This is a genomic window from Anaeromyxobacter terrae (genome assembly GCF_022690685.1).
In the GTDB taxonomy this organism is placed as follows: Bacteria; Myxococcota; Myxococcia; order Myxococcales; family Anaeromyxobacteraceae; genus Anaeromyxobacter; species Anaeromyxobacter terrae.
The window spans coordinates 52,274-77,632 of record NZ_JALCYY010000027.1; the positions used below are offsets into that span (position 1 = coordinate 52,274).

Annotated in this window: 26 protein-coding genes; 11 read left to right on the forward strand and 15 right to left on the reverse strand. The window is 74.4% G+C overall.

Annotation, left to right across the window (positions count from 1 at the left end; translation table 11 throughout):
* Positions 1–108 precede the first annotated feature (108 nt).
* The 4 genes from MNY62_RS13625 to MNY62_RS13640 all read left to right on the forward strand — a co-directional run bounded on the left by MNY62_RS13625 (position 109) and on the right by MNY62_RS13640 (position 2,597).
* The gene (locus tag MNY62_RS13625) at positions 109–852 is read left to right on the forward strand and encodes an energy transducer TonB (RefSeq protein WP_242344723.1); all 744 of its coding nucleotides are present in this window, start codon (positions 109–111) and stop codon (positions 850–852) included.
* 69 nt (positions 853–921) lie between these two features.
* Positions 922–1,680: a MotA/TolQ/ExbB proton channel family protein gene (locus tag MNY62_RS13630; RefSeq protein WP_242344724.1), complete on the forward strand. Its 759-nt coding sequence runs from the start codon at positions 922–924 to the stop codon at positions 1,678–1,680.
* 42 nt (positions 1,681–1,722) lie between these two features.
* Complete coding sequence (locus MNY62_RS13635; protein WP_242344725.1) at positions 1,723–2,139, forward strand: ExbD/TolR family protein; 417 nt, start codon at positions 1,723–1,725, stop codon at positions 2,137–2,139.
* Positions 2,140–2,141: 2 nt separating this feature from the next.
* Positions 2,142–2,597, forward strand: a complete 456-nt coding sequence (locus MNY62_RS13640; protein ID WP_242344726.1) for an ExbD/TolR family protein — start codon at positions 2,142–2,144, stop codon at positions 2,595–2,597.
* Positions 2,598–2,689: 92 nt separating this feature from the next.
* Here the strand turns inward: MNY62_RS13640 and MNY62_RS13645 are convergent, their stop codons facing one another.
* Positions 2,690–3,625 (reverse strand): RluA family pseudouridine synthase, encoded by a 936-nt coding sequence (locus MNY62_RS13645; protein ID WP_242344727.1) that lies wholly within the window; start codon positions 3,623–3,625, stop codon positions 2,690–2,692.
* 217 nt (positions 3,626–3,842) lie between these two features.
* Between MNY62_RS13645 and MNY62_RS13650 the strand changes: the two genes are divergently transcribed.
* Positions 3,843–4,436 (forward strand): fumarate hydratase C-terminal domain-containing protein, encoded by a 594-nt coding sequence (locus MNY62_RS13650; protein WP_242344728.1) that lies wholly within the window; start codon positions 3,843–3,845, stop codon positions 4,434–4,436.
* Positions 4,437–4,640: 204 nt separating this feature from the next.
* Here MNY62_RS13650 and MNY62_RS13655 read toward each other — a convergent pair whose 3' ends face one another.
* Entirely contained in the window at positions 4,641–5,261 is a 621-nt protein-coding gene (locus MNY62_RS13655; RefSeq protein WP_332842164.1) for a putative metallopeptidase, read from the reverse strand.
* A gap of 110 nt (positions 5,262–5,371) precedes the next feature.
* On the opposite strand from MNY62_RS13655, the gene MNY62_RS13660 reads away from it, so the two are divergent.
* The gene (locus MNY62_RS13660; RefSeq protein WP_242344729.1) at positions 5,372–5,674 is read left to right on the forward strand and encodes a hypothetical protein; all 303 of its coding nucleotides are present in this window, start codon (positions 5,372–5,374) and stop codon (positions 5,672–5,674) included.
* Between the two features lie 59 nt (positions 5,675–5,733).
* On the opposite strand, the gene yhbY is transcribed toward MNY62_RS13660, so the two are convergent.
* Genes yhbY through MNY62_RS13685 form a run of 5 tightly spaced genes read right to left on the reverse strand, consistent with a single transcriptional unit; the run spans position 5,734 to position 11,769 of the window.
* Positions 5,734–6,195 carry a ribosome assembly RNA-binding protein YhbY gene (gene yhbY / locus MNY62_RS13665; protein WP_242344730.1) on the reverse strand — a complete coding sequence of 154 codons (462 nt, stop codon included), beginning with the start codon at positions 6,193–6,195 and terminating at the stop codon, positions 5,734–5,736.
* A 6-nt stretch (positions 6,196–6,201) separates the two neighbouring features.
* Positions 6,202–8,019 carry a J domain-containing protein gene (locus MNY62_RS13670; protein WP_242344731.1) on the reverse strand — a complete coding sequence of 606 codons (1,818 nt, stop codon included), beginning with the start codon at positions 8,017–8,019 and terminating at the stop codon, positions 6,202–6,204.
* A 7-nt stretch (positions 8,020–8,026) separates the two neighbouring features.
* Positions 8,027–9,676, reverse strand: a complete 1,650-nt coding sequence (locus MNY62_RS13675; protein ID WP_242344732.1) for an acyl-CoA mutase large subunit family protein — start codon at positions 9,674–9,676, stop codon at positions 8,027–8,029.
* 48 nt (positions 9,677–9,724) lie between these two features.
* Positions 9,725–10,237 (reverse strand): acetyl-CoA carboxylase biotin carboxyl carrier protein subunit, encoded by a 513-nt coding sequence (locus tag MNY62_RS25570; RefSeq protein ID WP_279426570.1) that lies wholly within the window; start codon positions 10,235–10,237, stop codon positions 9,725–9,727.
* Positions 10,234–11,769, reverse strand: coding sequence for an acetyl-CoA carboxylase biotin carboxylase subunit (locus MNY62_RS13685; protein ID WP_242344733.1), 1,536 nt, complete (start codon positions 11,767–11,769; stop codon positions 10,234–10,236). The genes MNY62_RS25570 and MNY62_RS13685 overlap by 4 nt, the downstream gene beginning before the upstream one ends.
* A gap of 223 nt (positions 11,770–11,992) precedes the next feature.
* On the opposite strand from MNY62_RS13685, the gene MNY62_RS13690 reads away from it, so the two are divergent.
* Positions 11,993–13,237: a sensor histidine kinase gene (locus MNY62_RS13690; protein WP_242344734.1), complete on the forward strand. Its 1,245-nt coding sequence runs from the start codon at positions 11,993–11,995 to the stop codon at positions 13,235–13,237.
* Between the two features lie 22 nt (positions 13,238–13,259).
* On the opposite strand, the gene MNY62_RS13695 is transcribed toward MNY62_RS13690, so the two are convergent.
* The 3 genes from MNY62_RS13695 to MNY62_RS13705 all read right to left on the reverse strand — a co-directional run bounded on the left by MNY62_RS13695 (position 13,260) and on the right by MNY62_RS13705 (position 15,993).
* Positions 13,260–13,736 (reverse strand): DUF2267 domain-containing protein, encoded by a 477-nt coding sequence (locus tag MNY62_RS13695; RefSeq protein ID WP_242344735.1) that lies wholly within the window; start codon positions 13,734–13,736, stop codon positions 13,260–13,262.
* A gap of 73 nt (positions 13,737–13,809) precedes the next feature.
* Positions 13,810–14,580: a lysophospholipid acyltransferase family protein gene (locus MNY62_RS13700; protein WP_242344736.1), complete on the reverse strand. Its 771-nt coding sequence runs from the start codon at positions 14,578–14,580 to the stop codon at positions 13,810–13,812.
* A gap of 78 nt (positions 14,581–14,658) precedes the next feature.
* The gene (locus MNY62_RS13705) at positions 14,659–15,993 is read right to left on the reverse strand and encodes a glycosyltransferase family protein (protein WP_242344737.1); all 1,335 of its coding nucleotides are present in this window, start codon (positions 15,991–15,993) and stop codon (positions 14,659–14,661) included.
* A gap of 208 nt (positions 15,994–16,201) precedes the next feature.
* Here MNY62_RS13705 and MNY62_RS13710 point away from each other — a divergent pair, with 208 nt between their 5' ends.
* The 3 genes from MNY62_RS13710 to MNY62_RS13720 all read left to right on the forward strand — a co-directional run bounded on the left by MNY62_RS13710 (position 16,202) and on the right by MNY62_RS13720 (position 18,566).
* Complete coding sequence (locus tag MNY62_RS13710; protein ID WP_242344738.1) at positions 16,202–17,368, forward strand: NAD(P)H-dependent flavin oxidoreductase; 1,167 nt, start codon at positions 16,202–16,204, stop codon at positions 17,366–17,368.
* A gap of 162 nt (positions 17,369–17,530) precedes the next feature.
* Positions 17,531–17,734: a cold-shock protein gene (locus MNY62_RS13715; protein WP_011984597.1), complete on the forward strand. Its 204-nt coding sequence runs from the start codon at positions 17,531–17,533 to the stop codon at positions 17,732–17,734.
* Positions 17,735–17,945: 211 nt separating this feature from the next.
* Positions 17,946–18,566, forward strand: a complete 621-nt coding sequence (locus tag MNY62_RS13720; protein WP_242344739.1) for a DUF2231 domain-containing protein — start codon at positions 17,946–17,948, stop codon at positions 18,564–18,566.
* A 9-nt stretch (positions 18,567–18,575) separates the two neighbouring features.
* On the opposite strand, the gene MNY62_RS13725 is transcribed toward MNY62_RS13720, so the two are convergent.
* From MNY62_RS13725 to MNY62_RS13745, 5 genes are all read right to left on the reverse strand, one after another.
* A complete protein-coding gene (locus MNY62_RS13725) occupies positions 18,576–20,138 on the reverse strand; it encodes an acyl-CoA carboxylase subunit beta (RefSeq protein WP_242344740.1) in 1,563 nt (520 codons plus the stop codon).
* A gap of 93 nt (positions 20,139–20,231) precedes the next feature.
* Positions 20,232–22,295, reverse strand: coding sequence for a GspE/PulE/PilB domain-containing protein (locus MNY62_RS13730; protein WP_242344741.1), 2,064 nt, complete (start codon positions 22,293–22,295; stop codon positions 20,232–20,234).
* 31 nt (positions 22,296–22,326) lie between these two features.
* Positions 22,327–23,268 (reverse strand): RDD family protein, encoded by a 942-nt coding sequence (locus tag MNY62_RS13735; RefSeq protein WP_242344742.1) that lies wholly within the window; start codon positions 23,266–23,268, stop codon positions 22,327–22,329.
* 31 nt (positions 23,269–23,299) lie between these two features.
* Positions 23,300–24,055: a 16S rRNA (uracil(1498)-N(3))-methyltransferase gene (locus tag MNY62_RS13740; RefSeq protein ID WP_242344743.1), complete on the reverse strand. Its 756-nt coding sequence runs from the start codon at positions 24,053–24,055 to the stop codon at positions 23,300–23,302.
* The gene (locus MNY62_RS13745; protein WP_242344744.1) at positions 24,052–24,903 is read right to left on the reverse strand and encodes a 50S ribosomal protein L11 methyltransferase; all 852 of its coding nucleotides are present in this window, start codon (positions 24,901–24,903) and stop codon (positions 24,052–24,054) included. The genes MNY62_RS13740 and MNY62_RS13745 overlap by 4 nt, the downstream gene beginning before the upstream one ends.
* Positions 24,904–25,019: 116 nt before the next feature.
* Here MNY62_RS13745 and MNY62_RS13750 point away from each other — a divergent pair.
* Positions 25,020–25,359 (forward strand): response regulator transcription factor (locus MNY62_RS13750; RefSeq protein WP_242344745.1); only part of this gene is annotated, 340 nt, incomplete at its 3' end.

Here is a 25,359-nt window from a genome sequence, read left to right on the forward strand (position 1 = left end):
TTTTCGCGAGCCGGTATTGACAAGCGGCAGGCGCGGAGTTTAGGAAGCGTCTTCATTTTTCCGGCTGATTCTGCCGTCAACCGCAGTCAGCAACGAGGCCGCCGGCGCGTGTTCGACGAAGTCACCAAGAAAGAAGGCGGTAAGGCTGCCGCGCGTCGCGCGGGCTACGTCTTCGGTTCCACGCTTTTCCAGGGCATTCTCATCGCGGCGATCATCACCGCCTCCGCAGCCATCAAGGCGAAGGTGATCGACGATCCGGTGGTCGACGTGAAGTTCGTCAAGACCGCCGCTCCCCCGCCGCCCCCTCCCCCACCGCCCGCGCCGCCCGCCGCCCGAAAGCGGCCGCCCGACGCGAAGCCGCGGACGGATCTGCCGAAGCCGCCGCCGCCCCAGGCGCTGATCCAGCCTCAGGAGATCCAGCCCGAGATGAAGGCGCCGGATCCCAACGAGGCGCCCGAGCCGGAGTACGACTACGGCGACGCGGGCCAGGGTGAGGGCGTGGTCGGCGGTGTCGTGGGCGCCCGGCCCGGGAACGAGGTCGAGGACGCGCCGGCGTTCGCCACGGCGGGCTACCGCAAGCCGCAGATGGCCGAGCCGGGCTGCGTCCAGCGCTCCGTCCGCATCCCGCCGCAGCTCGCCGGCTACATCTCCGGTCCGATCACCGTGAAGTTCGCGATCCGGCCGGACGGCTCGCCGTCGCGCTTCGAGGTGATGACCACCATCCCCGATCAGCGCATCTCGACCGCGATCTGGCAGGCGGTCCAGGGGTGTCGCTGGGTGCCGGGTGCCGATGCCCAGGGCCGCCCCGTGTCGATCTGGGTGATCCTCCCCATCCGCTTCACCGCAGGCTAGGCGCTCGTCACAGCGCGTCGCCCTCGTCCGTCTCGAAGAAGAAGTAGTTTCAGCCCACAGGAGATGTCGATGTTCCAGCCGCTCGCTTCCTTGAACAACCTCGTCCTGGCCCAGGCCGCCGGCGCCGCCCCGGGCACCTTCGATCTCGTCAACATGGTGAAGTCGATCGAGGGCTTCGGCATCGTCGTCGCCGCGATCCTCGGCATCATGAGCATCTATTCGCTCGGCGTGATGGCCGAGCGGCTCGTGACCTACTCCCGCGCCAACAAGGCGTCGCGCCAGTACGCCGCGAGCCTGCGCGACCTCCTGCCCGGCGGGAAGTTCGGCGACGCGGTGGAGCTCTCGAAGAAGCTGAAGCGCGGCCACCTGCCCAAGGTGCTCGGCCTCGCGATCGAGGAGTACAGCCGCGGCGTCGACGCGGTCCGCACCAAGGGTCCGCGCGACGTCGGCGACTTCGACGTGATCGCTGCCGTGAACCGCGCGGTCGAGCGCAGCTCGCTCCGCACCGTGAACGACCTCCGCCGCGGCCTCGGCTCGCTCGCCACGATCGGCTCGACGGCCCCCTTCGTCGGCCTCCTCGGCACGGTGTGGGGCATCATCAAGGCCTTCCAGAACATGGCGGCCACCGGCTCCGGCGGTCTCGGAACGGTGTCCGGCGCGATCGCCGAGGCGCTCATCAACACCGCCTTCGGCCTCCTCGTCGCGATCCCCGCCGTCATGATGTTCAACTACCTCACGAACCGCGTCGAGGACATGCAGGTCGACATCACCGACTCCGCCACGGAGCTCGTCGACTTCTTCATGAAGGAAGGCCGCGAGGCGAAGTAGCCCTCGCGCCCACCTTCGGGACGCCCTCAGGAGCCGAACGCGATGTCGATGGATGTCGGCAGCAAGTCGGTGAAGAGCGACATCAACGTGACGCCGCTCGTCGACGTCGTGCTGGTGCTCCTCATCATCTTCATGGTCATCACTCCGATGCTGCAGCGCGGGAAGCCGGTTCAGCTCCCCGACGCCAAGCACGTCTCCGCCCTGAAGGGCGGCGGCGACCCGGTCCTCCTCTCCATCACCGCCGATGGGAAGGCCTGGATCGACAAGGCGGAGGTCCCGCTCGATCAGATCTCCACCGAGCTCAACGTGGCGATGCAGATGGCGCCCGGCTCTCCCGTGATGATCAAGGGAGACAAGAGCGTCGACTACAAGCGCGTCCGCGAGATCATCCTCGAGGTCTCGAAGACGCACCTGCTCGGCGTGAGCCTCGCCGCGAGCGAGATCAAGGAGAAGAAATAGCCATGGGGATGGCGCTCGGGACGAAGAAGCCCGCCTCGGACATCAACGTCACGCCGCTCATCGACGTGGTGCTGGTGCTGCTCATCATCTTCATGGTGCTGACGCCGCTCGCCGAGAAGCAGAAGTTCATCCGCGTCCCGGACTACCAGCCGGAGATGCAGCCGGTCCCGCCGGACTCGGTGCCGCCCGACCAGACGATCCTCACCGCGCTGCAGAACGGGAACGTGCTCCTCAACAAGCAGGAGATGAGCGTCGCCGACGCGATGCAGCGGCTCCACGTGGCGTACGACGGGCGGCCCTCGAAGGTGCTGTTCTTCAACGCCGAGGACACGGTGAAGTACGACCAGGTGGTGTACGTGCTCGACCAGGCGCACGGCTCCGGCGTGAACACGATCGGGATGATGACCGACCCGCCGATCACCGCCCAGGCCGCCCCAGCCGAGGCGGCACCGCAGTAGACGGCGATCCAGGCGAGGATGCTCCGAAGGGCCGGCTCGCGCCGGCCCTTCTCTTTTGCGCGGGGCCCGGCCTCGCGCGGAGCGCGTGCGTCCTACTGCGCGGCGGCGAGCCGCTCGAGCACCGCCTCGAGCTCCGGCGGGAGCGGGCTCATCGCCTCGACGCGCGCGCCGTCGGGTCCCTCGACGGCGAGCCGCGAGGCGTGCAGGAATTGCCGGCGGAGGCCCGGCAGCTCGGCGGCCGCGCCGCCGTAGAGCGTGTCGCCCGCGACCGGATGACCGAGGTGCGCGAGGTGCGCGCGGATCTGGTGCATGACGCCGGTGACGATGCGGACGCGCAGCAGGGTGTGCGACTCGTAGCGGCGCGCGACCTCCCAGTGCGTCTCCGCCGGCCGCGGGCGGAGCCCCTTCGCGAGGACGCGCTCCTCCGTCTCCGGGTCCGGGACCGGCACCGCCCGGCCGCCACGCTGCGCGAGCGGCACGGACGAGACGCCGCCCGAGGCGACCCGTCCCACGACGAGCGCCAGGTACACCTTCTCCACCTCGCGCGCCGAGAAGCGCGCGTGCAGCGCCTCCCACGCCTCGGCGTCGCGCGCGAACAGCACGCACCCGCTCGTCTCGATGTCGAGCCGCTGGACCGCCCCGCCCTCCCGCGGCTCCGGCGAGGCGTCGGCGCACTCCGGGTAGCGCGCGACCAATGCGTTCGCGAGCGTCCCGCCCTCGCCCGGCGCGAGCGGGTGGACCGCGACGCCGGCCGGCTTGTCGACGATGACGAGGCGCGGCGTCTCGACCAGCACGGCGAGCGGGGCGTCCGGCTCCGGCTCGGGCGGACCGGCCGGCGCCTCCACGTCGAGCTCCACGAGGGCGCCCGGCTCGACCGCGTCGCTCGCGCGCGCGCGGCGGCCCCGCACCCGCACCTCGCCGAGCTGGAAGGCGCGCTTCACCGTGGCCCGCCCGAGCCCGAGCGCGTCCGCGAGCGCCCGATCGAGCCGCCCGGAGGCGGTCAGCGGCAGCCGAATCTCCCGTCGCATGCGTTCCGTTCCCCGCGCCCTGGCGCGGCCTCGCGCGGAGGTGAGTCCAGCGCGTCCATCCCGGCGCCGGGTCACGTCGCCAGGTTCCGGCGAGCTCCGCCCCGGAGGGAGATAGAGCCTCTCCGCCCGCCAAGGCAACCGCCTTTCGCCTGCGGCGCCCCGGACGAGCGGCGTCGCGCGGCGGCGCGGCGCCCGGCCGCCGGATAGGACCCCATCGATGCCGACCTCGCTCACCCTGCCGCTCGACGACGAGACCGTCCGCTCGCTCCACGTCGGCGACGAGGTGCTCTTCAGCGGCCGGATGATCACGGCTCGCGAGGCCGCCCACCGCGTCCTCCTGCGCGAGCTCGACCCGACCGTGAAGCGGCTCGTCGAGGGGCGCTTCATCTATCACTGCGGGCCGGTGGTCGCGGAGGACCCCGCCACCCACGCCTGGCGCTTCGCCGCCGCCGGCCCTTCCAGCTCCCTGCGGGAGGAGCCGTATCAGGCCGAGGTCATCGCGCGCTACGGGGTGCGCGGCGTCGTCGGGAAGGGCGGGATGGGGCCGGCGACGCTCGCCGCGCTCGCAGCGCACGGCGCGGTCTACCTGCACGCGGTCGGCGCGCTCGCCGTCGGGCTCGCCCGCCGCGTCGTGCGCGTGCACGGCGTCCACAAGCTCGACGAGCTCGGGGTGCGCGAGGCGATCTGGGACATCGAGGTCAAGGACTTCCCCGCGATCGTCACCATGGACGCGCACGGCGAGAGCCTGCACGCGAGGCTCGAGCGTGAGGCCGAGGCCGCGCGCGCGCTCCTCGAGCGGACGAGCCTGTGATGGCGTCACCCGCCCGCATGGAGCCTGCTGCGGCGCACGCTGCCTGCCTGCGCCAGGCGGCCTCGTCGTTGCGCTCCTCGACGTGCCTTACAGGCACGCCTGCGGTGCTCACTCCTCGGAGCGCCCGGCTCGGCGACGGGATCGCGCGCCTCGCGACGGCTCCATGCAAGCGAGGGACGCCCTGAAGCGAGCTGCTCCGCACGCTCACCCGGGCGGGCGGTGCGCCGCGCGCCGGCGGCGCGGGCTCTCCATGCGCACGAGCCCGTAGAAGAGCTGCGCCTCCGTGTAGGTCTGCCGCCCGCGGTAGCTCTCCTCCCGGTAGAAGGCGCAGGGCCGCTCGAGCCACATGCGCGCGCGCACGATCCCGCTCGTCGAGAACGGAGCGACGATCTCCGCAGGCGCCTCGGCGAGGTAGCGCTCGAGCAGCGTGCGGATCTTGCGGTTGTAGGGCGCCCGCGGCAGCCGCGAGTGACGCCGGCCGCGGTGGAGCGTGCCGTCGAAGCGCGTGGACGCGTGGTAGAGCTCGTGGAGGATCGTGGCGATCCGCTGCTCCGGCGTCGAGGCGCGGAACCAGAGCGGCCGGAGCGTGACGACGTAGAGGATCTTGCGCCCCTTCACCCGGATGAGCGGCTTCCTCCGGCCGGCGTCGCCGCGGGCGCGCGTCTGCTTGAAGTGGGCCGGCCGGATGGTCGCCCGGGACGCGCGCCGCGCCTCGCCGGCGACGACGAGGACGCGGGAGGCGCGCACGTGCGCGAGCTCGGGGATCCGCGCGGCGACGTCGCGCACGAGCCGCTTCACCGCGAGCGTCACGTTGAGCCGGGCCAAGCGCCGCCAGGATCGCCCAGCGCCGCCCGGGCGACAAGCTCCCACAGCGTCGCCGTTCGCCGCACCCGCGTTCTTCACTTCGCCCGGCCGGCCCGATACGATGGCCGCCGATGGTCCTGCTCCTCACGATCGCCGTCGCCCTGCTCGCCACCGCGCTCGTGCGGCTGGTCCGCCGTGGGCGCTCCCTCGTCGCGGAGATCGCCGATCTCGGCGAGCGCGTGAGCGAGCTCGGCCTGCGCCTCGAGGCCGCCGAGGGCGAGGTCGCCCAGGCGGTCACCCAGGCCGAGATCGCCGAGAACGTGCTGCTCGAGAAGGGCGTCGCCGACGAGGACGACATCGAGGCGGTGCGGCGGCGGTTCGTCGCGGACGCCTCGTCGGGCTACGACCGGGCGCGCGACGGCGAGCTGAATTGAGGGGATGCCCCGTCGCCTCGCGACGGGGACCCTCCGGCGAGGAGCCGTTCCGGACGTACTCAGCGTGAGCGTTCGCGGGAGCGCGGCCGGGCGGCGCCGCGCGCGGGCTTCGGCTTCGACGCCCGCGCCGGAGTCCGCTTCGTCTTGCGGGTGCGCGACGGGGAGCGCTCGGGCGCCTCCGCCGCGGGGCGTGCCGGGGCGGCCTCGTAGCGCGGCTTCTCGGGGTGACGACGGTAGACGAGGATCGTGCGTCCGAGGATCTGCGCGACCTGCGCGCCGCTCCCGGCGCCGAGCCGGTCCGCCGCCTCGAAGCGATCCTCGGGGCTCTCGGTCCCGATCTTCACCTTCACGAGCTCGTGCGTGGCGAGCGCGTCGTCGAGCTGCAGCAGCACCGCCTCGGTGACCCCCTCCTTGCCGACCTGCACGACGGGCGAGAGGTGGTGACCGGCGGCGCGCAGCGTCTTGCGCAGGCGGGTCGAGGCCATGAGGGCGCGCTTCTTCGGGTTCGTGGGGGCAGGCATGTGCGTTCACTTCCTGAGATAGCGGAGCTCGCGGACGAGGTCCACGTGCTCGGGCGCGACCGCGAGGCCGCGCCGGAGGTGTCGCTCGGCGAGGGAGAGATCCCCCACGAGCTTGGCCATCTGGCCGAGGAACAGGTACCCGGGCGCGCAGCGGGCGTTCCGGCGGAGCCCCTCCTCGATGGCGGCGGCGCTCGCGGGGTGCTGCGCCCGCGGCTCCTTCGCGACGAGGAACTCGCACCAGGCCGCCCAGATCCCGAACTCCGGCTCGTCGGAGTTGAGCGCCATCGCCTCGCGGAGCTTGGCGAGCGCCTCCGGGTAGCGGCGGGCGCGGACGAGGACGGTCGCCGCCTGGAACACGTTCTCCGCCCGGAGGATGCGCATGACGTCGACGTCGGCGGCGCCGCCGGACGCGAGCTCGTCCACGTACTTCGCGCGCTGCGCCTCGTCGCCGAGCACGCTCCACGCAGCGCTCACCTTCGCGAACACGTCGGCGCAGAGCGCGCGCACCTCGGCGGGGGCGTCCGCCGGCACGGCGTCCGGGTGGTAGGTCTTCGCGAGCCGGAAGTAGGCGACCTTCACCTGCGCCGGCGTGGCCGCGCGCTTCACGCCCAGCACCTCGAAGTGATCGGCGCTCGCGAGCGCCTCGAGGAGGACGCGGAGCTCCCCGGCCTCGAGCGGCGGGGGAGGCGGAGGGGGCGCGCTCGGGCGGGGCGGCGCGGGCGGCGCGGGCGGACGGGGGGCGGCCGCGGGCGGGCGCGGAGCGACGGGTGACTTCTTCGTGGGGGCGGCCGAGGCGGTCGGGGTCGGGGTCGGGGTCGGGGTCGGGGTCGGGGTCGGGGTCGGGGTCGGGGTCGCGGTCGCGGTCGCGGTCGCGGTCGGGGTCGGGGTCCGCGCGGCCGCAACTGCCCGCGGCGCGGCCCGAGGGGCGCCGAACGCGAGCAGCTCCGCCTCGGCGAGCAGGAGCGCGACGCGCAGGAGGGTCGCCGCCTCCGCCGGCTGCGCCGCCGCGATCTCGGCGGGGCTCCGGCCGTCGAGGATCCCCGCGGCGCGCGCCTCCTGCGGCGTGAGGCGCAGATCCTCGAGCCGGACCCGTCCGACCACGCGCGAGGCGGCGCGCGTCGCGCGCTCGCCCAGGCGCCGCTCCGCGCCGGCGCCGTCGAGCGCGCGCGTCGCGGCGGAGGCCATCGCGTAGGGGTTGCCGAGCGGGAACGCCGAGGGCGGCGGGGTCACGCCCGGCTCCCAGCTCCAGCGCCCCGCCTCGAGCGCGAGCGCGCGCCCTACGATCGCGGCGCCATGGTCGACGAGGAAGGCGGCGACCTCCGCCGGCGCGACGAGCCGCTCCGCGAGGAGCGCGGAGAGGAGATCGCCGCCCGTGCTGGCGCGCGCGCCCTCGGCGCGGACGAGCTGCTCGGGCGTGAGCGCGCCGCGCCGCGCGAGGAAGCGGCCGAGCTCGTCCTCGGGCGCGGCCGAGGCGGCGTGCTCGACGGTGCCGCGCCGGAAGGTGAGCGCGTACCGCACCGGGCCGGACGCGACCGTGAGCCGGCCGTGCGCCTGGTTCGCGGCGGCGAGCAGGAAGAGGCGCAGCGGGCCGTCGCTCGAGAGGGCCCCCTCGCACGGCAGCCCCGCCGCGATCGCGGCGGCCGCGGTGACCTCTCGTTCGGCGAGACCGTACGACGCGCGGGGCGGGGCGGCGCGCGGCGGCGCCGGGGTGGGGCGAGCGGGCGGAGGGCGGTAGCCCGGCGCGACGCGCTCGAGCCGCGGCGGCGCCGGATCCGTCGGCGGCTGCGGCCCCGCCCCCTTCCCCTGCCCGTTTCCGTCGCTCACCGGCCGGCTAGAGTACCACCGTCTCCCGGTACTCGCCGAACACCTCGCGCAGCGCGTCGGAGATCTCGCCGAGCGTCGCCTCCGCCTTCACCGCGGCGAGGATCGGCGGCATGAGGTTGTCGGTGCCCTTCGCCGCCGCGCGCACCGCGTCCACCGCCTGCTTCGCCGCGGTGCCGCTGCGCTCGCGCCGGAACGCCTTCAGCGACGCGACCTGCCGCTCCTCGAGCGCCGGGTCCACCTTCATGACCGTCACGGGCGGATCGTCGGAGCGGAACGCGTTCACGCCCACCACGACCTTCTCCTTCGCCTCCACCTGCCGCTGCCAGGCGTAGGCGGCCTCCTGGATCTCGCGCTGCACGTAGCCCTGCGAGATCGCGTGGACCATGCCGCCCATCTCGTCGATCTTGCGGAGGTACTGCTCGGCGCGCCCCTCGATCTCGTCGGTCAGCGCCTCGATCGCCCAGCTCCCGCCGAGCGGATCGATGACGTCGGCGACGCCCGACTCGTTCGCGATGATCTGCTGGGTGCGCAGCGCGATGCGGGCGGACTCCTCGGTGGGCAGCCCGAGCGCCTCGTCGCGCGAGTTCGTGTGCAGCGACTGCGTGCCGCCGAGCACCGCCGCGAGCGCCTGGAGAGTGACGCGCACGATGTTGTTGTCGGGCTGCTGGGCGGTGAGCATCGAGCCCGCGGTCTGGGTGTGGAAGCGCAGCATCATCGAGCGCGGGTCCTTCGCCTTGAAGCGCTCCTTCATGATGCGCGCCCACAGGCGCCGCGCGGCGCGGAACTTCGCGACCTCCTCGAGGAGGTCGTTGTGCGCGTTGAAGAAGAAGGAGAGCCGGCCGGCGAACGCGTCGACGTCGAGGCCCGCCTTCACCGCGGCGTCGACGTAGGAGATGCCGTCGGCGAGCGTGAAGGCCACCTCCTGCACCGCCGTCGAGCCCGCCTCGCGGATGTGGTAGCCGGAGATCGAGATCGGGTTCCACTTCGGCATCACCTTCGCCGTGTAGGCGAAGATGTCGGTGATGAGGCGCAGCGACGGCTCGGGCGGATAGATGTACGTCCCGCGCGCCGCGTACTCCTTCAGGATGTCGTTCTGGATCGTGCCCTGGAGGTCCGCGGGCGCGACGCCCTGCTTCTCGCCGATCGCCTGGTAGAGCGCGAGCAGGATCCCGGCGGTCGCGTTGATCGTCATCGAGGTGGAGACCTCGCCGAGCGGGATCCGGTCGAGGAGGATCGACATGTCTCGGATCGAGTCGATCGCCACGCCGACCTTGCCGACCTCGCCGCGCGCGCGCGCGTGATCGGAGTCGCGGCCCATCTGCGTGGGGAGGTCGAACGCGACCGAGAGGCCGGTCTGGCCGGACTTGAGCAGGTAGTGGTAGCGGCGGTTCGAGTCCTCCGCGGTGCCGAACCCGGCGTACTGGCGCATGGTCCAGAAGCGGGCGCGGTACATCGTCGGCTGCACGCCGCGGGTGAACGGGTACTCGCCGGGCAGGCCGAGCCGGTCCTCGAGCCCCGGCCGAGCGTCCCCCGCGACGTAGACGGGCTGCTCGGGGATGCCGCTCGTCGTCTCGAAGCGGGCGCGCCGCTCCGGCCCCTTCTTCACGGCCTTGCCGTACGTGCCCTCGAGCCAGCGCTGCTTCTTCTCGTCCGCCATGTCGGTCCCTCGACGCGCTCGCGGGCTCCGCGCCCGCACAAGAGTTCGCTACTCCACGACGCAGAGCTTCGCGTTGCCCTCGACGGCCTGGCCCTCCGTGACGAGGACCTCCACCACCTTGCCGTCCTTGGGGCTCCGGAGCTCGTTCTCCATCTTCATCGCCTCGACGACGAGGAGCGCCTGCCCCTCCCGCACCGCGTCTCCGACCTTCACGCGCACCTTCGCGATCCTGCCCGGCATCGGCGCGGTGAGGGCCTGCCGCCCCTCGACGGTGAACCTCCCTGCCGCGCGGCGCATGCGGAGCTTCTTCTCGTCGAGGATCTCGATCGGATACACCGAGTCCCGCACCCGCACCCGCACGTGCGAGTCGCGCTCGTCGAGCATGGCGGTGTAGCTCGCGGTGTCGACGATGAGCGAGAGCGTGCCGTAGTCGTGCCTGAAGGCGTCGACGACGTGCACCCTCCCGCGGAGCCGCACCTCGAAGAGGCCGGGCGCGGTCTGCCTCACCTCGATCTGCTCCTCGCGCCGTCCGCCGTCGAGGAGGGCGACGAAGCGGCTCACGTGCCACCTCCGCGCAGCGCGCGGGCGCGCCCGAGCCGCGCCCAGTTCGAGCGGCTGGCCGCCACCGCCCCGGCGCGCGCGGCGGACGCCTCCGCCGCGTCGCGATCCCGCTTGTACGCCTCCACCGCCGCGGCGATGAGCGCCACGTCCTCGAAGGCGGGATCGGGCGGGCGCACCAGGTCCGCCTCGTACCGGGCGCAGAACCCGGTGTCGTACGCGCCGGCGCGGAAGGCCGGGTGATCGAGCACCGCGGCGAGGTAGGCGACGTTGGTGGTGATGCCGTGGATCGTGTACTCGCCGAGCGCGCGGATGAGGCGCTCGATGGCCTGGTCGCGCGTCGGCGCCCAGGCGACGAGCTTCGAGAGGAGCGGGTCGTAGTACTGCGGCACGACCCAGCCCGGGTACACGCCCGAGTCGTCGCGGATGCCGGGGCCGCCCGGCACGCGCAGGTAGGTGATCTTGCCCGGCGAGGGCATGAAGCGCCGCGCCGGATCCTCGGCGTAGATGCGCGCCTCGATGGCGTGCCCGCGGCGCACGACCGCGTCCTGCGGCCCGACCCGCCCGCCCTGCGCGACCTCGAGCTGCATCCGCACGAGGTCGAGGCCGGTGATCACCTCGGTCACCGGGTGCTCCACCTGGAGGCGGGTGTTCATCTCGAGGAAGTAGAAGCTCCGGTGCGCGTCGACGAGGAACTCGACGGTGCCGGCGCCGCGGTAGCCCACGGCCCTGGCCGCGCGGACCGCGACCTCGCCCATCGCCTGGCGCATCCGCTCGTCGAGGACGCAGCTCGGGCTCTCCTCCACCACCTTCTGCTGGCGGCGCTGCACGGAGCACTCGCGCTCGCCGAGGTGGATCGCGTCGCCGTGCTCGTCGGCGAAGATCTGGATCTCGACGTGGCGCGGCTCGTCGAGGAACTTCTCGAGGTAGAGCCGCTCGTCGCCGAACGCGCCGGCGGACTCGCGCCGCGCGGAGTCCCACAGGGAGAGGAAGTCCGCCTCGCGCTCCACCTTCCTCATGCCCTTGCCGCCGCCGCCGGCGGCCGCCTTGATCATGACGGGGTAGCCGAGCGCGTCCGCGAACGCCTTCGCCTCCTGCTCGTCGGCGATCGGCCCCTCGGACCCGGGCACCGTGGGCACGCCCGCCGCGTTCATGTGGCGGCGCGCGACGGTCTTCACCCCCATCGCGTCCATCGCCTCGGGCGGCGGACCGACGAAGGTGAGGCCGGCCGCCGCGCAGGCGCGGGCGAGCTCGGCGTTCTCGGAGAGGAAGCCGTACCCGGGATGGAGCGCGTCCGCGCCGCTCTTCTTCGCGGCGTCGATGAGCTTCTCGATCACGAGATAGCTGTCGCGCGCGGGGGAGGGGCCCACGTGGACGGCCTCGTCCGCCTTGCGGACGTGCAGGGCCCCGCGATCTGCGTCCGAATAGACGGCGACCGTCGCGAGGCCCATCTCCCGGCAGGTGCGCATGACGCGCACCGCGATCTCGCCGCGGTTCGCGACGAGGACCTTGCGAATGCGCGTCTTCGGGCTCAATTCGCGGGCCTCGAGGAGGGGACGGTCAAGGCTCTGACCCGGCACCGGGCTGCGAGAACGACTCGGGAGTCGGTCACGATACCTGCGCGTGCACGCGCACGTAAAGGCTCTCCCACATCGACTCCACGGGTCCGGAACGATCCTTCGGGCACGCCGCGCGCCACGCAAGCGCGCGGGCCGGGGGGTTCCCCGAGGACCGCCGCGCGCCCACGATGACCCCACGATGGCGGAAGACGTCGTGCAGCCGGACCCGGTGGAGGGCGAAGCGTCGGAGCGCTCGCGCGCGCGGCTCGCGACCGGGCTCGAGCGCCTCCTCTCCGTGGAGGCCGAGGAGCGCGCGCTCCGCCGCCTCCTCGGCGCCCTCGCCGAGGCAGCGCCCGCGATCGACTCGGTCGTGCTCGTCGTGCGCGAGGGAGAGCGGCTCGAGGTCCTCGCCCAGGTCGGCCTCGACGACGGCGCGCCCGCCGAGGTCTCGGGCGGGATCGCGGCGGAGGTCCTCGCCGCGGGCGCTGCGCGCAGCGCGCCTCGACCCGGGGTGCCGTTCCCACCCGGCACGCGCCACGCGGCGGGAGCGCCGCTCGTCGGCTGCGCGGTGCCGGGCGCGCTCCTCGCAGGGACCCGCGGCGACGCGCCGCTCGACGCCGACGCGCTCCTGCTCCTCCGCGCGGCCGCGGATCGCGCCGCGCGCGCGCTCGACCGCGAGCGGCTCGGGCGCGCTCACGAGGACGCGAGAGAGACGCTCCGGCGCGCCGAGGCGGACCTCGAGACCCGGCGCAGGACGGTCGACTTCATCCTCGGCGTGGTCGGACACGACCTGCGCAACCCGCTCGGCGCCATCCACATGTCGGCCTCGCTGCTTCACACCAAGGGCGGCCTCGTCGGCTGGCAGGCCCGCGCCATCGAGCGGATGCGCTCCTCGGCGGGGCGGATGGGCCGCATCATCCAGGATCTCCTGAGCTACACGCGGACGCGGCTCGGCAACGGGATCCCGGTGAGCCCCCGCCCGGCGAGCTTCGACGTCGTCGCGCGCAAGGTCGTGGACGAGCTCCGCTCGGTGAACAGCGATCGCAAGGTCGAGATCGCGATCCACGGCGACGCCGCGGGCGAGTGGGATCCGGACCGGCTCGAGCAGGTGGTCTCGAACCTCGTCTCGAACGCGATCGACCACGGTGATCCGGACGTGCCGGTGCGCGTGGAGGTGGACGGGGACGATCCCGACCGCGTCCTCCTGCATGTGCGCAACGGCGGAGCGGGGATCCCCCCGGAGGTGCTCGCGCACCTGTTCGAGCCGTTCGCGCGTGGACCGGACGAGAAGAGCCGCAAGGCCTCGGGCCTCGGGCTCGGCCTCTACATCTCGCGCGAGATCGTGCGCGGACACGGCGGGGACATCGCCGCGCAATCGGTGGAGGGCGAGACGACCGTGACGGTGGACCTGCCCCGCCGGTGCGCGGCGCGGCCGGCCGCCTGACCGGCGATCGAGCCGGGGCCGGTCAGCGCGCGGCGCGCCAGACCTCGGAGAGCTCACCGGAGAGCCGGCCCTCGACCTCCGCCGCCGCTTCCGCCGGAAGGGCTTCGCGCACGGCGGCGAGGACCGCGCCGACGTAGAGCGCGGCCGCGCGGGGCGGATGCTGCACGAGCTCGGTCACCTCGCGCAGGTACTCCTCCGCCCCGACGTGCCCCCGCGCGGCGCCGTCGTCCGCGTCGAGCAGCTCGCGCGCGAGCGCGTACGGCAGCCGCGCGGCGATCGCACGGGCGGGCTCTCCGTGCAGCGCTCCGAGGAGCGGCACGAGCACGCCGAGGAGGACCTTGTGGAGGTCCACCTCCGAGCCGAGCCGCGCCTCGAGCCGCTCCGCGATCCCCCGCCCCTCGAGGTGAACCCACTCTGCGCGGCCGTCGAGATCGCCCGGTCCGACCGCCCCCGGCACGGCGTCCCCGGAGCCGCCCGCCACCCGGTATCCGTCCGTCATGCGGGAAAGATGCGCGTCGCGCCCGGGCCCGGCCCGTCCTTCGCGGAGGGCGGCCGCGGCGATCGCCCTCCCCTCAGCGCGCCTCCGGCACCTGGGGCGGGGGAACGCGCAGCGGCCCGGACGGTCGGTTCGCCTCGGGGAGCGCGGCGGCGATCGCGGCGCGCGTCGCGTCGCGCAGGGCGTCGGCGGTCGGGAAGTCCGCCGGGTGGATCGGGTCGAGCACCTGGACGCGCGCGCGCATCCGCTGGCGAAGGACGAGGCCGTTCTTCGGGAGCGCGTCCCCCGTCCCGCTGACGACGATGGGGATCACCGGGCAGCCCGCCTCGATCGCGAGCCGGAAGGCGCCGTCCTTGAACGGCCCGAGCCGCCCGTCGCGCGAGCGCGTGCCCTCGGGGAAGAGCATCACGGGAGAGCCGCGCGCGAGGTGGGTGCGGCAGCGGTCCATCATCTCGCGGATCGACTCGCGGTCTCCCCGCTTCAAGCGCACGTAGTCGTTCAGCCAGAGGTTCCAGCCGACGAACGGCACGCGGAAGACCTCGGCCTTCGACACCCACTTGAACGGCCGGAAGAGCCCGTACACGACGAGGATGTCGAGGAGCGAGAGGTGGTTCGCGGCGAGGACCGCGGCGCCCTTCCAGGGGAGCTTCTCGCGGCCCTCGACCGACGAGCGCCAGAAGGGGTTCGCGACGACGTAGAAGGTCGCCCACGCGCACGAGTAGAGGTGGACGGCCACGCGGCGCCGGTCGAACGGGGCGGTGAGGAGGAACACGAGCGTCGCGCCGAGGAACAGGATCGGCAGCGTGGCGACGAAGAACACCCAGTACACGACCGAGAACGCGCGCACGGGCGCATCCTGCGCCGGCGCCGGAGCGGCGGCAAGCGCGCGCCGTGCGGGCGCGGGCGGGCGGGCGCACCTCCGGCGTCAAGCGCCGGCGGGGCCGGCGACGCGCGCCTCGGGCGTCGCGCCTACCGCCTGCAGGATGCGGAGGAGCCCGAACTTCGGCAGCCGCATGTAGCCCGCCCAGGCGGCGGCGGCGAGGACGCCGTCGGCGATCCCGTCGGCGAGCCACTCCGCCGCGAAGCGTGGGTCGCGCTGCTTCAGCCCCGCGCCGCTCTCGCGCGCCCAGCGGCGGTTGTACCGTTCGTGAACCCCGACCGGCGGCGCGAGCACGAGCGGGAGGCCGAGCGCGCCGTAGAACGTGAGCTCGGAGGGCTTCGTCCAGAGGACGTCGGTGCGGGCGAGGAGCGCGTTGAAGCGCTCGTAGTACGCGCGGAAGGTGGGGGCGAGGAGGATCTCGAGCGGGCCGCCGAGGAGCGGCTCCATCCCCGCGCGCCGGACGATCTCGCGGAAGCGCGCGTCCACCTCGGCGCGGAGCCCGGCGACGAGGCAGATCCTCAGCGTCCCCGCCTCGAGCGCGCGGCGGAAGCCGGGCAACAGCTCCGCCGCCATCCCAGCCTGCGCGCCCGCGCCGCCGACCGCGAAGGTGAGGAGCGGTGGTTGCCCCTCCTCCTCGCGCGGGAGCGCGCCGAGGAAGTGCGCGAGCTCCTCCGGGATCGTGCGGCGGAACTCTCCGGACGGATCGAGCCGGACGACGCGCGCCGCGAGGTTCGCCTTGAGCGCCCCGAGCGCGGGCCCGCCGACGAGCGCGTCGGGGAGCGGGAAGCCGGTGAAGGTGATCCGATCCTCCGGCACGCCGTACGAGCGGAGCCGCCGCGCCGCCCGGCGGGTCGGGACGAGGTAGTGGATGCGGGTGTGGCGCGGATCGGCGGGCGCCCAGATGCGGTTCAGATCGGAGTCGGTCGCGACGCAGAAGATCCGCTCGAGCCCGGCCGCGTCGGCGACGATCGCCGGCGAGTAGAAGGTGGTGAGGAGCGGCGCGCCCGTCCGTCGCAGCTCCGCCACGAGCCCCCGCCCCAGGTCGCGCTTGCGGACGAGCCGGTCGAGCGCCCGGACGCCGCGGGTCGGCGCGGAGAGGTCGCGGTAGGGATGCAGGCGCGGGATGTCGGTGACCAGGTCGAGCGCGCGCCGGAGCGGCGCGCCCACCCAGGGGACCTGCGAGAGGCGCGAGACGCCCTCGTAGGTGCGGCGCACGCGCTGCCAGAGCCGCTCCTCGCCCGGCGCGACGAGCGGCGCGCGATCCACCTGGAGCGCCTCGGTGCCGAGCGCGTCGGCGAGCGGCAGCGCGGCGCGCATGTGGCCGTAGCCCATCTCGACGGCGACGACGAGCGGCTTCGGGGCGGAAGGTGCGCTGCGCATGGCCTGGGGCCGGCGAGCCTACCTCACGCGCCGCGTCAGGGCTCGTTTCCCGCGCGGTGCGTCACGGGCGAGCGAGCCCCGGGCCGGCCTGCCGCTACGCAACGCGTCGGTCGATTGTCACGGGAGCCGTGACCGTCGCGTGACACCGGGGGCGTAGCGTGCCCCCCTCGCGTCCCGCACCTCACCCCGGGCGCGAAGGAGCCCCCGCATGTCCGCCACGCACGCCGAGCCGCTGCACGCCGAGCAGACCTCCGCGCCGCTGACGCGCCTCGATCGCCGGGCGATCGAGGACATCGTCCGGTCCGGGCGTCGCCTCCTCGTGCAGGGCGGGATGGGCATCCACGCCTCGGACGGCGTCTCCGGCAAGGTCGCCGCCCACCGCGGCGCCCGGCTCGTCGGCGTGGGGACGATCTCCGCGGTCCTCAAGACGCCGGAGCAGCTCCGCGCCGAGATCCGCCGCGCGCGCCAGGAGTCGCAGGGCGGGTTCGTGGGCGTGAACCTGATGGCGGCCATCAACAAGGCCGACTTCGAGCTCCTCGCGCGCGTGTCGATCGAGGAGCGCGTTTCCTTCCTCGTGCAGGGCGCGGGGATCTCGCGCGAGATCCTGCGCTGGTGCAGGGAGGGCGGCGTGCCGTTCGCCGGGATCGTGTCCTCCGGCCGGCTCGCCGCGATGTACGAGAAGTGGGGCGCGGACTTCGTGGTCGCCGAGGGCGCCGAGGCGGGCGGGCACATCGGCGACATCGGCCACCCGCTCCCGACGCTCGTCCGCGAGGTGCTCGCGGCGACGGCGCTGCCGGTGGTCGCCGCCGGCGGCGTGGACGCCTCGGACGTGGCGCGCTTCGTGGCTGGCGGCGCGGCCGGCGTCCAGATCGCGACGCGGTTCCTCGCCTGCGCCGACGGCGACGTTCACCCTGCGTTCAAGGCGATGCACCTCGGCAAGACCGCGGACGACGTCGCGATCATCACGAGCTGCGTGAAGGGGATGAAGGCGCGCGCGGTGCGGAACGCCTTCACCGAGAAGCTCGCGCGCGGCGAGGCGGTCCCGCCGCGCTCGAAGGCGTGGTGGTTCGGCAAGGACGGCTACATGGGGCGCAAGAAGGCCTGCGTCGAGTGCCTCGGCGACGGGCTCTGCGTGTGCCGCACGAGCGGCTACAAGGAGAGCTTCTGCATCACCGACGCGCTCCTCGCCGCCGCCGTGAAGGGCGACACGGAGAACGGCCTCTTCTACACGGGCCAGAGCCTCGTCCGGATCGGCGAGCGCGACGTCACCGCGCTGCCGACCGCGGCCGCGCTCCTCGCCGATCTCGAGGCGCGGCTCGCCGCCGAGGACGCCGCCTTCGAGCAGGCGCCGGCGGGCGCGTCCGCGGTCGCGTAGCGCACCGCGCCTTCATCTGTTGATGCGAGTCAAACCCCGCCGCCGGGCGGGGCCTTGCCATCTCGACCGACCCGTTTTTTTCGGATACAGGAATTTGGTCCACCTTTTCGTCGGGTGGACCGAGCGTCATCCCGGCGATCGAAACAGCGAAAGAGACGTTGAATGGCGACTGGCACCGTGAAGTGGTTCAACGACGCGAAGGGCTTCGGGTTCATCACCCAGGACAACGGGGGTGAGGACGTCTTCTGCCACTACAGCGCGATCCAGGGCGACGGCTTCAAGAGCCTCGCCGAGGGTCAGAAGGTGGAGTTCGACGTCGTGAAGGGCCCGAAGGGCCTGCAGGCCGCGAACGTGCGGAAGACGTAAGTCTGCCCGCCCCGATCGGTCGGCACGGAGCCCGGTTCCTCTTCGAAGAGGGCCGGGCTCTCGCCTTTCCCGGGGCCGGACAGTCACGGTCCGTGACTCCGGGACGGAGCGCTCGCGGTCCGTACGGGGGCTCGCGAGGCGGGCGGCGGGGCGAGCGGGGCTCCATTGCGGCGGCAGGCGGCGCGCCGCAGCGTGAGAGCGGAGGACCGCCATGCCCATGCGCACGCACGAGCTCCACCCGTCCCTCGTCCACGCGCCGCTCGCCCTCTTGCCGGCCACCGCGCTCGTCGACCTGGCGGCCGCGCTCCGCCCGCGCGATCTGCGGCTCGATCGCCTGGGGCGAAACCTGTGGTGGACCACCGCGGCGGCCGGGCTCGTCACCGGCCTCGCCGGCATGGCCGCCTCGCAGGAGATCGAGCTCCGCAGCGCCCACGCACGCGACATGATGTTCACCCACGGGATCGGGAACCTCGCCGTCGTCCTCGCGGCGGTGGGGATCTCCGCCTGGCGGACGCGCAACGCGGCGAACCTCACCTCCGCGGCGAGCGGCCTCCTCGCCGCGGGGGCGGCCAGCTACACGGCCTACCTCGGCGGCGAGCTCGTGTACACGCACGGCGCCGGCGTGAAGGTCCTCGGCGGCGCCGCGGCGGAGGCGCCCGCGCTGTTCTCCGGCGAGGGGGTCGCGCGGCTCGGCCGCGACGCGGGGCGCGGCCTCGGCTGGCTCCTCCGGCGCGCGTACCGCGCCGTCAGCGGGCGCGAGCGGGTGGCGCGGGGGGCGCTCGGCCCCATCGCCGAGGCGGGGACGGGCGCCGAGGAGCCGGAGCTTCACTGAGCGTCAGCGTCACAGCGGGATGTTCCCGTGCTTGCGGGCCGGGTTCTCCTGCCGCTTCGTGCGCAGCATCTCGAACGCGCGGATCACCTTGGGGCGGGTGTCCTCCGGCTTGATCACCTCGTCGATGTAGCCGAGCTCCGCCGCCTTGTACGGGTTCGCGAACTTGTCGCGGTACTCCTGGACGAGCCGCGCGCGCTCGGCGACCGGATCCTTCGCGGCCGAGAGCTCCTTGCGGAAGATGATGCTCACCGCGCCCTCCGGGCCCATCACCGCGATCTCGGCGGACGGGTACGCGAAGTTCACGTCGGCGCGGATGTGCTTCGACGCCATGACGTCGTAGGCGCCGCCGTACGCCTTGCGCGTGATGACGGTGACCTTCGGGACGGTCGCCTCGGCGAACGCGTAGAGGAGCTTCGCGCCGTGAGTGATGATCCCGTTCCACTCCTGGTCGGTCCCGGGGAGGAACCCGGGCACGTCGACGAGCGTGAGCAGCGGGAGGTTGAACGCGTCGCAGAAGCGGACGAAGCGCGCCGCCTTCACCGAGGCGTCGATGTCGAGGACGCCCGCGAGCACGGCGGGCTGGTTCGCGACGATCCCCACCGGCCGCCCGTTGAGGCGCGCGAAGCCGACGACGATGTTCGTCGCGAAGTGCTCGGCGACCTCGAAGAAGTGCCGGTCGTCGACCACCGCCCGGACCACGTCCTTCATGTCGTACGGCTTGGTCGGGCTCTCCGGCACGACGGTCTTCAGGAGCTCGTCGCGGCGGGAGACGTCGTCGGAGGAAGGCTGCGCGGGCGGGTCGTCGGCGTTGTTGAGCGGCAGGAAGCCGAGGAGCTCGCGGACGGCCCGGAGCGTGGCCTCCTCCGAGTCGATCGCGAAGTGCGCCACGCCGGAGCGCGTCGCGTGCGTGCGCGCGCCGCCGAGGTCCTCCTTCGTCACCTCCTCGTGCGTCACCGTCTTGATGACGTCCGGGCCGGTGATGAACATGTACGCCGTGTCCTTCACCATGAAGATGAAGTCGGTGATGGCGGGGCTGTAGACGGCCCCGCCGGCGCAGGGCCCGAGGATCACCGAGATCTGCGGGATGACCCCGGACGCGAGCGTGTTGCGCAGGAAGATGTCCGCGTAGCCCGCCAGCGAGACGACGCCCTCCTGGATGCGCGCGCCGCCGGAGTCGTTGAGGCCGATGACCGGGCAGCCGACCGCCATCGCGCGGTCCATCACCTTGCAGATCTTCTCGGAGAAGGCGCCCGACAGCGCGCCGCCGAAGACAGTGAAGTCCTGCGCGAAGACGAAGACCTGGCGGCCCTCCACGAGGCCGTAGCCCGTGACGACGCCGTCGCCGAGGACCTTCTGCCGCTCCATCCCGAAGTCGGCGCAGCGGTGCGTCTTGAACTTGTCGAGCTCGACGAAGGTGCCCGGGTCGAGGAACGTGTCGATCCGCTCGCGCGCGGTCAGCTTGCCGGCGCGGTGCTGCTTCGCGATGCGCTCGGCGCCGCCGCCTTGCTCCGCCTCGGCGTCGAGCGCGTCGAGGAGGGCGCGGCGCGGATCGGGGTCGACCGGCTTTTCCATGTGGGCCTCGCGCTGCGGGTGGGCGGGGGCGCGAGGATAGGCACCCGCCTCCGCGGGAGGCAAGCGGCCCGATCGGCGCCGTCAGTCAGTCACTCACAGGACGTGGCCGCTGCGCGCCCACCAGCCGGCCCACGCGCGCGCCGCCTGCTCGCGCTCGGCGGACGGCAGGTCCGCGGAGTAGCCGACCGGCGGCGGCGCCGCGCTCGTGAGCTCGACCGCCGCGGCGACGCGCGTCTCGCGATCCGCGCTCGTGAGGCCCGAGAACAGCCACTCGGCGCGCCCGCGTCCGCGGTTCTCCTTCCACCAGCCGAGCCAGCGCCGCGCGTCGGTGCCGAGCCGCTGCAGCGTGATCGCGGCGAGCGCGTCCGCCGCGGCCCGGGCGGGCTCCGGGGCGCTCGTCTCGAGCACCTGCACGAGCAGCGGGATGGCGTCCGCGTCGCGGAGCGCGCCGAGCGCTCGCGCCGCGCGGAGCGCGCGCGCCTCGATGCCGGAGAGGAGCGCGCGCCGCAGCCGCTCGCTCGCCTCGCGGATCGCGGGATCGCGCCGGCGCGCCGCGAGGGCGGCGCAGGCCGCGGCGGCGAGGGCGAGGTCCGCGTCGAGCGCGCGATCGGCGAGCACGGCGAGCGGGGTGCTCTCGGCGACGACGGTGTCGTCGATCTCGACCTCGAGCGCCTCGAGCGCGTCCGGGAGGGGCGCGGAGGCGGGCGCCGCAGGGAGCGGCGTCGCCCGGGCCGGCTCCGTCGCGGTCCAGGCATCCGCCGGCGCCGGGGCGGGCGCGGTTCTCGGGGGGGCGCGCGGCGGCTCCTCGGCGGACCAGGGATCGAACGGAGCCGCCTCCGGGGCCGGCGCCGCGGCGGGCGCGGGCGCGGGAGGGGGCGTGCGGCGCGCGGGGGCGGCGCGGCGCCGCTTGCGCTCGCGGATGATCCGCTCGAACGCGCCGCCGAGCATCGAGTTGAGGAGGAGCAGATCGCCGAGCCGCCGCGCCGACACGGGCGCGTCGCCGTTGTCCGCGTACAGGACGCACACCGGCCGATCGCGCAGGAGCACCGGCGCGACGAGCACGGTGCGCGGCGTGCCGCGGTCGAGGCCGGAGAGGATCGCCGCGTTTCCGGCGGGCCCGGGCGAGACCGGCCCGAGGAACGGGCTCCTCGTCTCGATGACCGTCCGGAAGATGCCGGGATCGTCGGCGTAGATCGCGACGCTCCGGGCGAGCTCGCGCGCCTCGGGCTCGAGCCCGAGCGCGTCGTGGCCCGCGACGGCGTCGCGCGTGACGGCGAACATCGCCGCGAAGGGGAAGAAGTCTCTCGCGTAGCGGAGCGCGGCGAGGACGACCTCGTCGCGCGTGCGCGCCGCCGAGAGCGCGGCGCGCGCGTCCTCGAGCGACCAGCCCGGGGGCGCGCTGCGGTCGGGCGGGGACGGCGGAGCCTCGTCCGTCGCCCCGGGGGGCGGAGCCTCGGGCGCGCCCTCCTCCCCGGCCGGTGCCGGCTCGTCCGCGAGCAGCGCCTGATCGACGTCCTCGAGCGCCTGCGCGAGCGCGGCGGCGAGCGGCTCGAGCGGGCCGGCGTCCTCGTCGCCGAACCCGATCGCCTGCGCGGCCGCGTCCGGGCCGACCCGCTCCGCGCCCTCCCCGGCGGGCGGCGCGGAAGCCTCGGGCGCGGCGGCGGCCGGCTCCTCCTCCGGCGCGAGCTCCCCGGCGGCGCTCGCGAGGGCCGCGAAGCGCGGCGCGAGCGGCGTGCCGTACAGCCGGTGCACGAGGAGCCGCACCCGCCACTCCGGCGCCACCGACGCCGAGAGGTTCAAGGAGAGCATGAAGCCGATCTCGTCGAGCAGGCTCGAGTCGACGGGGAAGACCGAGACGACCGACAGCTCCCTCGCCTCGAGCGCGAAGGGCGCGAGGCCGTGCCGATCGGCGACCCGCGCAGGGAACACCCGGCGTGCGCGCGCGTCGGCGGCGGTGAACGCCTGGGGCGGCGCGGGGGGGACGTCGGCGGCCCCGGCGAGCGCCACCGCGAGCACGTCCTCCGCGACGGCGCCGAGCTCGAGGAGCGCGGTGTCGAGCGCGCCGCCGGCCTCGTCCTGCCGCGCGAGCGCGCGCGCCATGACCTCGGCGGAGACCACGCCTTCTTCGACGAGGAGGGCGGCGAGGTCCTTCGGCACGGATCGGTTGTAGGACCCCGTCACGCGGGGGTCAAGGCGCCTCGACCACCCACGTCCGCGCGAGGAGGTCGTGGAGCGCCCTCCCGCTGCGGGTGAAGAGCGCGAGGAGGAACCCGAGCCCGAGGAGTCCGGCCGACACGCCGCCGAGCGCGGCGCGGACGGCGCTCCGCGCGAGCGAGGGCCGCCTTCCGTCGGGGCCGACGACGCGGAGGCCCACCATCCACTTCCCGAGGGTGGCGCCGGCGAGCGCGTGCGCGAGCGTCGCGTACACCGCGAGAGCGACCGCGAGGAGCGCCGCGAGCGAGAGGACCACGCCCGCCTCGCGGGCGAGCAGATCGAGCAGGCCGTCGAGGCCGCTCGGCGTCGGGGGGAGCCCGGCCGGGGTGGCCGCGAGCAGGGAGCGGCCGAGAAAGACCACCCCCGCGAGCAGCGGGCCCGCGTCGATCGCCCACGCTGCGGCGCGACGCCACGGAGCGGGGCGGCGGAGATGGACCTCGACGCGGTCGGCGCGGCCTTCGGGGGCTTGCGGCTCTTCCTCGGGCTCCGACTCCGGCCACCGCTGCGGAACGGCGGCAGGCGGCGCGGCGCGTGCGACCGCTGCCCCGGAGCCACGGGCGGCGCGCGGGAGCGGAGGCGGCGCGGGCTCCTCGACGAAGAGGTTCTCCTCGCGCGCGACCTCCTCGAGCATGCGCCCGAGATCCCAGTGCGAGCGGCTCGCCGGCGCGGCCGGTGCCGGCGCGAGCTCGAAGACGGGCTCGGGGTCCGCGGGCAGCGGCGGGAGCGGCTCCGGCTCTTGCGGGCGCGGCGGGGCGGCGGCCCCGGGCGCAGGCGTGCGCGAGCGGCGCCGGTCGAGATCGAGCGACACGTCGAGCAGGCGCGGCGGCGGCTCCTCGCGCAGCGTGAGCGGCGCGCCGCAGTCGCCGCAGAAGGCAGCGCGGTCGTCCGTCTCGCGGGCGCAGCGGGGACAGAGCACGGGTCGAGGCTACGGTCGACCCGCGGGCGGGTCAAGGAACGGGTCCGGCGGCGGGGACCTGCAGATCGCCGAAGCGCGCCTGGAGCAGCGCGACCGCGACGATCGCGGCGGTCTCCGCCCGCAGGACGCGCGGGCCGAGGGACGCGCGGCGCGCGCCCGCCGCGGCGAGGACCGCGAGCTCCGCGTCGGTGAGTCCGCCCTCCGGTCCGACCACCGCGGCGTAGGCGCCCGCTGCGGCGGCCGGGAGCGCGAGCACGGGCGCGCCCCCCGGCTGGAACGCGATCGCGAGCGCGCCGGGCGGCAGCGCGGCGAGCGCCACGGCGAGCGGCGCGGGCGCGTGCACGTCCGGAACGTCGGCGCGACCGCACTGGCGCGCCGCCTCCTCGGCGATCCGGCGCCAGCGCCGCGCGCGCTCCTCGCCCTTGTCCGGCTCGAGCCGGACGACCGAACGCTCCGCCGCGAAGGGCGCCACCGCCGCCGCCCCGAGCTCGGTCGCCTTCTGGACGACGAGGTCCATCTTCTCGCCCTTGGCGAGCGCGGCGAGGAGCCAGATCTCGGCGGTGGCGTCGCCCTTCCCGGCGCGCGCCGGACCGAGGACGAGCGCCTCGAACGCCTCGTCGATGCGGGCCGTCCAGGCGCCGCCGCGACCATCGAAGACCTCGACCTCCGTCCCCGGCGCGAGCCTGAGCACGTCGCGGAGGTAGTGGCGCGCCTCGGGGGTGAGCGTGGCGCGCCCGGCGTCCAGCCGGAAGCGCTCCCTCGGCAGGTGGACGCGGCGGAGCGTCACGCGCGCGGGCGCTCCAGCGTGAGCAGGCTCCACTCTCCGTCGCGCCGCTCGAGGGCGGGGCGGAGGCCCTCCGCCACGTACGCGGCGCGGACCTCGTCCTCCTGCGGCCCGAGGATCCCGGCGAGGAGCACCGTGCCGCCGGGGGCGACGCGCGCGGCGACGTCGGGCGCGAGCTCGACGAGCGTGTTCGCGAGGATGTTCGCGACGACGAGGTCGAACAGGCCGGCGATCTCGCCGACCGGCGCGCCGCTGAGCTCCAGCCTCGCGCCGTTCCGCTCGGCGTTCTCGCGCGCGACCGCGACGGCGATCGGGTCGTTGTCGTTCGCCGCGACGCGGCCCGCGCCGAGCTTCGCGGCGGCGATGGCGAGGAGGCCGGAGCCGGTGCCGACGTCGAGCACGGACGCGCCCGGCCGCGCGGCGAGCAGGTCAGAGAGCGCGGCGAGGCAGAGCGAGGTGGTGGGATGTGTGCCGGTGCCGAACGCCATCCCGGGGTCGAGCACGATCTCGGCCATCCCGGGCGGCGTGGGCGCGTCCACCCACGACGGCCGAACGAAGGCGCGGCCGACGGCGAGCGGTCCGAGCCCCTTCTTCCAGCTCTCACCCCAGTCCTCGTCCGCGATCTCGGCGACCTCGCCGCCGTAGGCCGCGCGCGCGTCCTGGGCGGCCTCGCGCTCCGCGAAGAACGCGACGAGCAGCGCGCGACCGGGCGCGGGCTGGGCGACGCCGGGCATCGGCGTGCCCTCGCCGTCGCGCACCTCGACGCCGCTCGCGCCGGCGTCGAACAGCTCGGCGGAGAGATCCTCGGCGCGCTCCCGCGCCGCATCCAGGGTGAGGGAGAAGGTGGGCATCGGCGGATGCGTATCCCGGGTCGCCCGGAGAGGCCAGCGTCATCTGCGAGCCCTGCGATATCGCACCGGCCCCTCATTTCGCGGGCTTCCGAAACGAGGGTACGATCCGCCCCGCCATGTCCCTGAATGTTCTCCTCGTCGAGCCGGACGCCGCGCTCGCGGACGAGATCCGTCGCGCCTTCGGCCCGGCGGGCCTCGAGGTGACCTCGCTTCCGGTGGGCGAGCAGGCGGTCGAGCGCTGCCGCCAGACGCCGCCCGATCTCATCCTGCTCGCGGCCGAGCTGCCCGACATGAGCGGCTTCTCGGTGTGCAACCGGCTGAAGCGCGCCTCTCAGGCGGTCCCGCTCCTGCTCTACACCGGCGACGCGACCGACGCGGCGATCGAGGCGCACCGCGCCACGCGCACGCGCGCCGACGACTACCTGCGCAAGCCCTTCGACATGGCCGAGCTGCTCG

Bases quoted from the DNA above. Each gene is read 5' to 3' on its own strand.
- MNY62_RS13630 (WP_242344724.1), top strand. From the start codon at position 922: ATGTTCCAGCCGCTCGCTTCCTTGAACAACCTCGTCCTGGCCCAGGCC.
- MNY62_RS13635 (WP_242344725.1), top strand. From the start codon at position 1,723: ATGTCGATGGATGTCGGCAGCAAGTCGGTGAAGAGCGACATCAACGTG.
- MNY62_RS13640 (WP_242344726.1), top strand. From the start codon at position 2,142: ATGGGGATGGCGCTCGGGACGAAGAAGCCCGCCTCGGACATCAACGTC.
- MNY62_RS13645 (WP_242344727.1), bottom strand. From the start codon at position 3,625: ATGCGACGGGAGATTCGGCTGCCGCTGACCGCCTCCGGGCGGCTCGAT.
- MNY62_RS13650 (WP_242344728.1), top strand. From the start codon at position 3,843: ATGCCGACCTCGCTCACCCTGCCGCTCGACGACGAGACCGTCCGCTCG.
- MNY62_RS13660 (WP_242344729.1), top strand. From the start codon at position 5,372: ATGGTCCTGCTCCTCACGATCGCCGTCGCCCTGCTCGCCACCGCGCTC.
- yhbY (WP_242344730.1), bottom strand. From the start codon at position 6,195: ATGCCTGCCCCCACGAACCCGAAGAAGCGCGCCCTCATGGCCTCGACC.
- MNY62_RS13675 (WP_242344732.1), bottom strand. From the start codon at position 9,676: ATGGCGGACGAGAAGAAGCAGCGCTGGCTCGAGGGCACGTACGGCAAG.
- MNY62_RS13690 (WP_242344734.1), top strand. From the start codon at position 11,993: ATGGCGGAAGACGTCGTGCAGCCGGACCCGGTGGAGGGCGAAGCGTCG.
- MNY62_RS13695 (WP_242344735.1), bottom strand. From the start codon at position 13,736: ATGACGGACGGATACCGGGTGGCGGGCGGCTCCGGGGACGCCGTGCCG.
- MNY62_RS13705 (WP_242344737.1), bottom strand. From the start codon at position 15,993: ATGCGCAGCGCACCTTCCGCCCCGAAGCCGCTCGTCGTCGCCGTCGAG.
- MNY62_RS13710 (WP_242344738.1), top strand. From the start codon at position 16,202: ATGTCCGCCACGCACGCCGAGCCGCTGCACGCCGAGCAGACCTCCGCG.
- MNY62_RS13715 (WP_011984597.1), top strand. From the start codon at position 17,531: ATGGCGACTGGCACCGTGAAGTGGTTCAACGACGCGAAGGGCTTCGGG.
- MNY62_RS13720 (WP_242344739.1), top strand. From the start codon at position 17,946: ATGCCCATGCGCACGCACGAGCTCCACCCGTCCCTCGTCCACGCGCCG.
- MNY62_RS13725 (WP_242344740.1), bottom strand. From the start codon at position 20,138: ATGGAAAAGCCGGTCGACCCCGATCCGCGCCGCGCCCTCCTCGACGCG.
- MNY62_RS13745 (WP_242344744.1), bottom strand. From the start codon at position 24,903: ATGCCCACCTTCTCCCTCACCCTGGATGCGGCGCGGGAGCGCGCCGAG.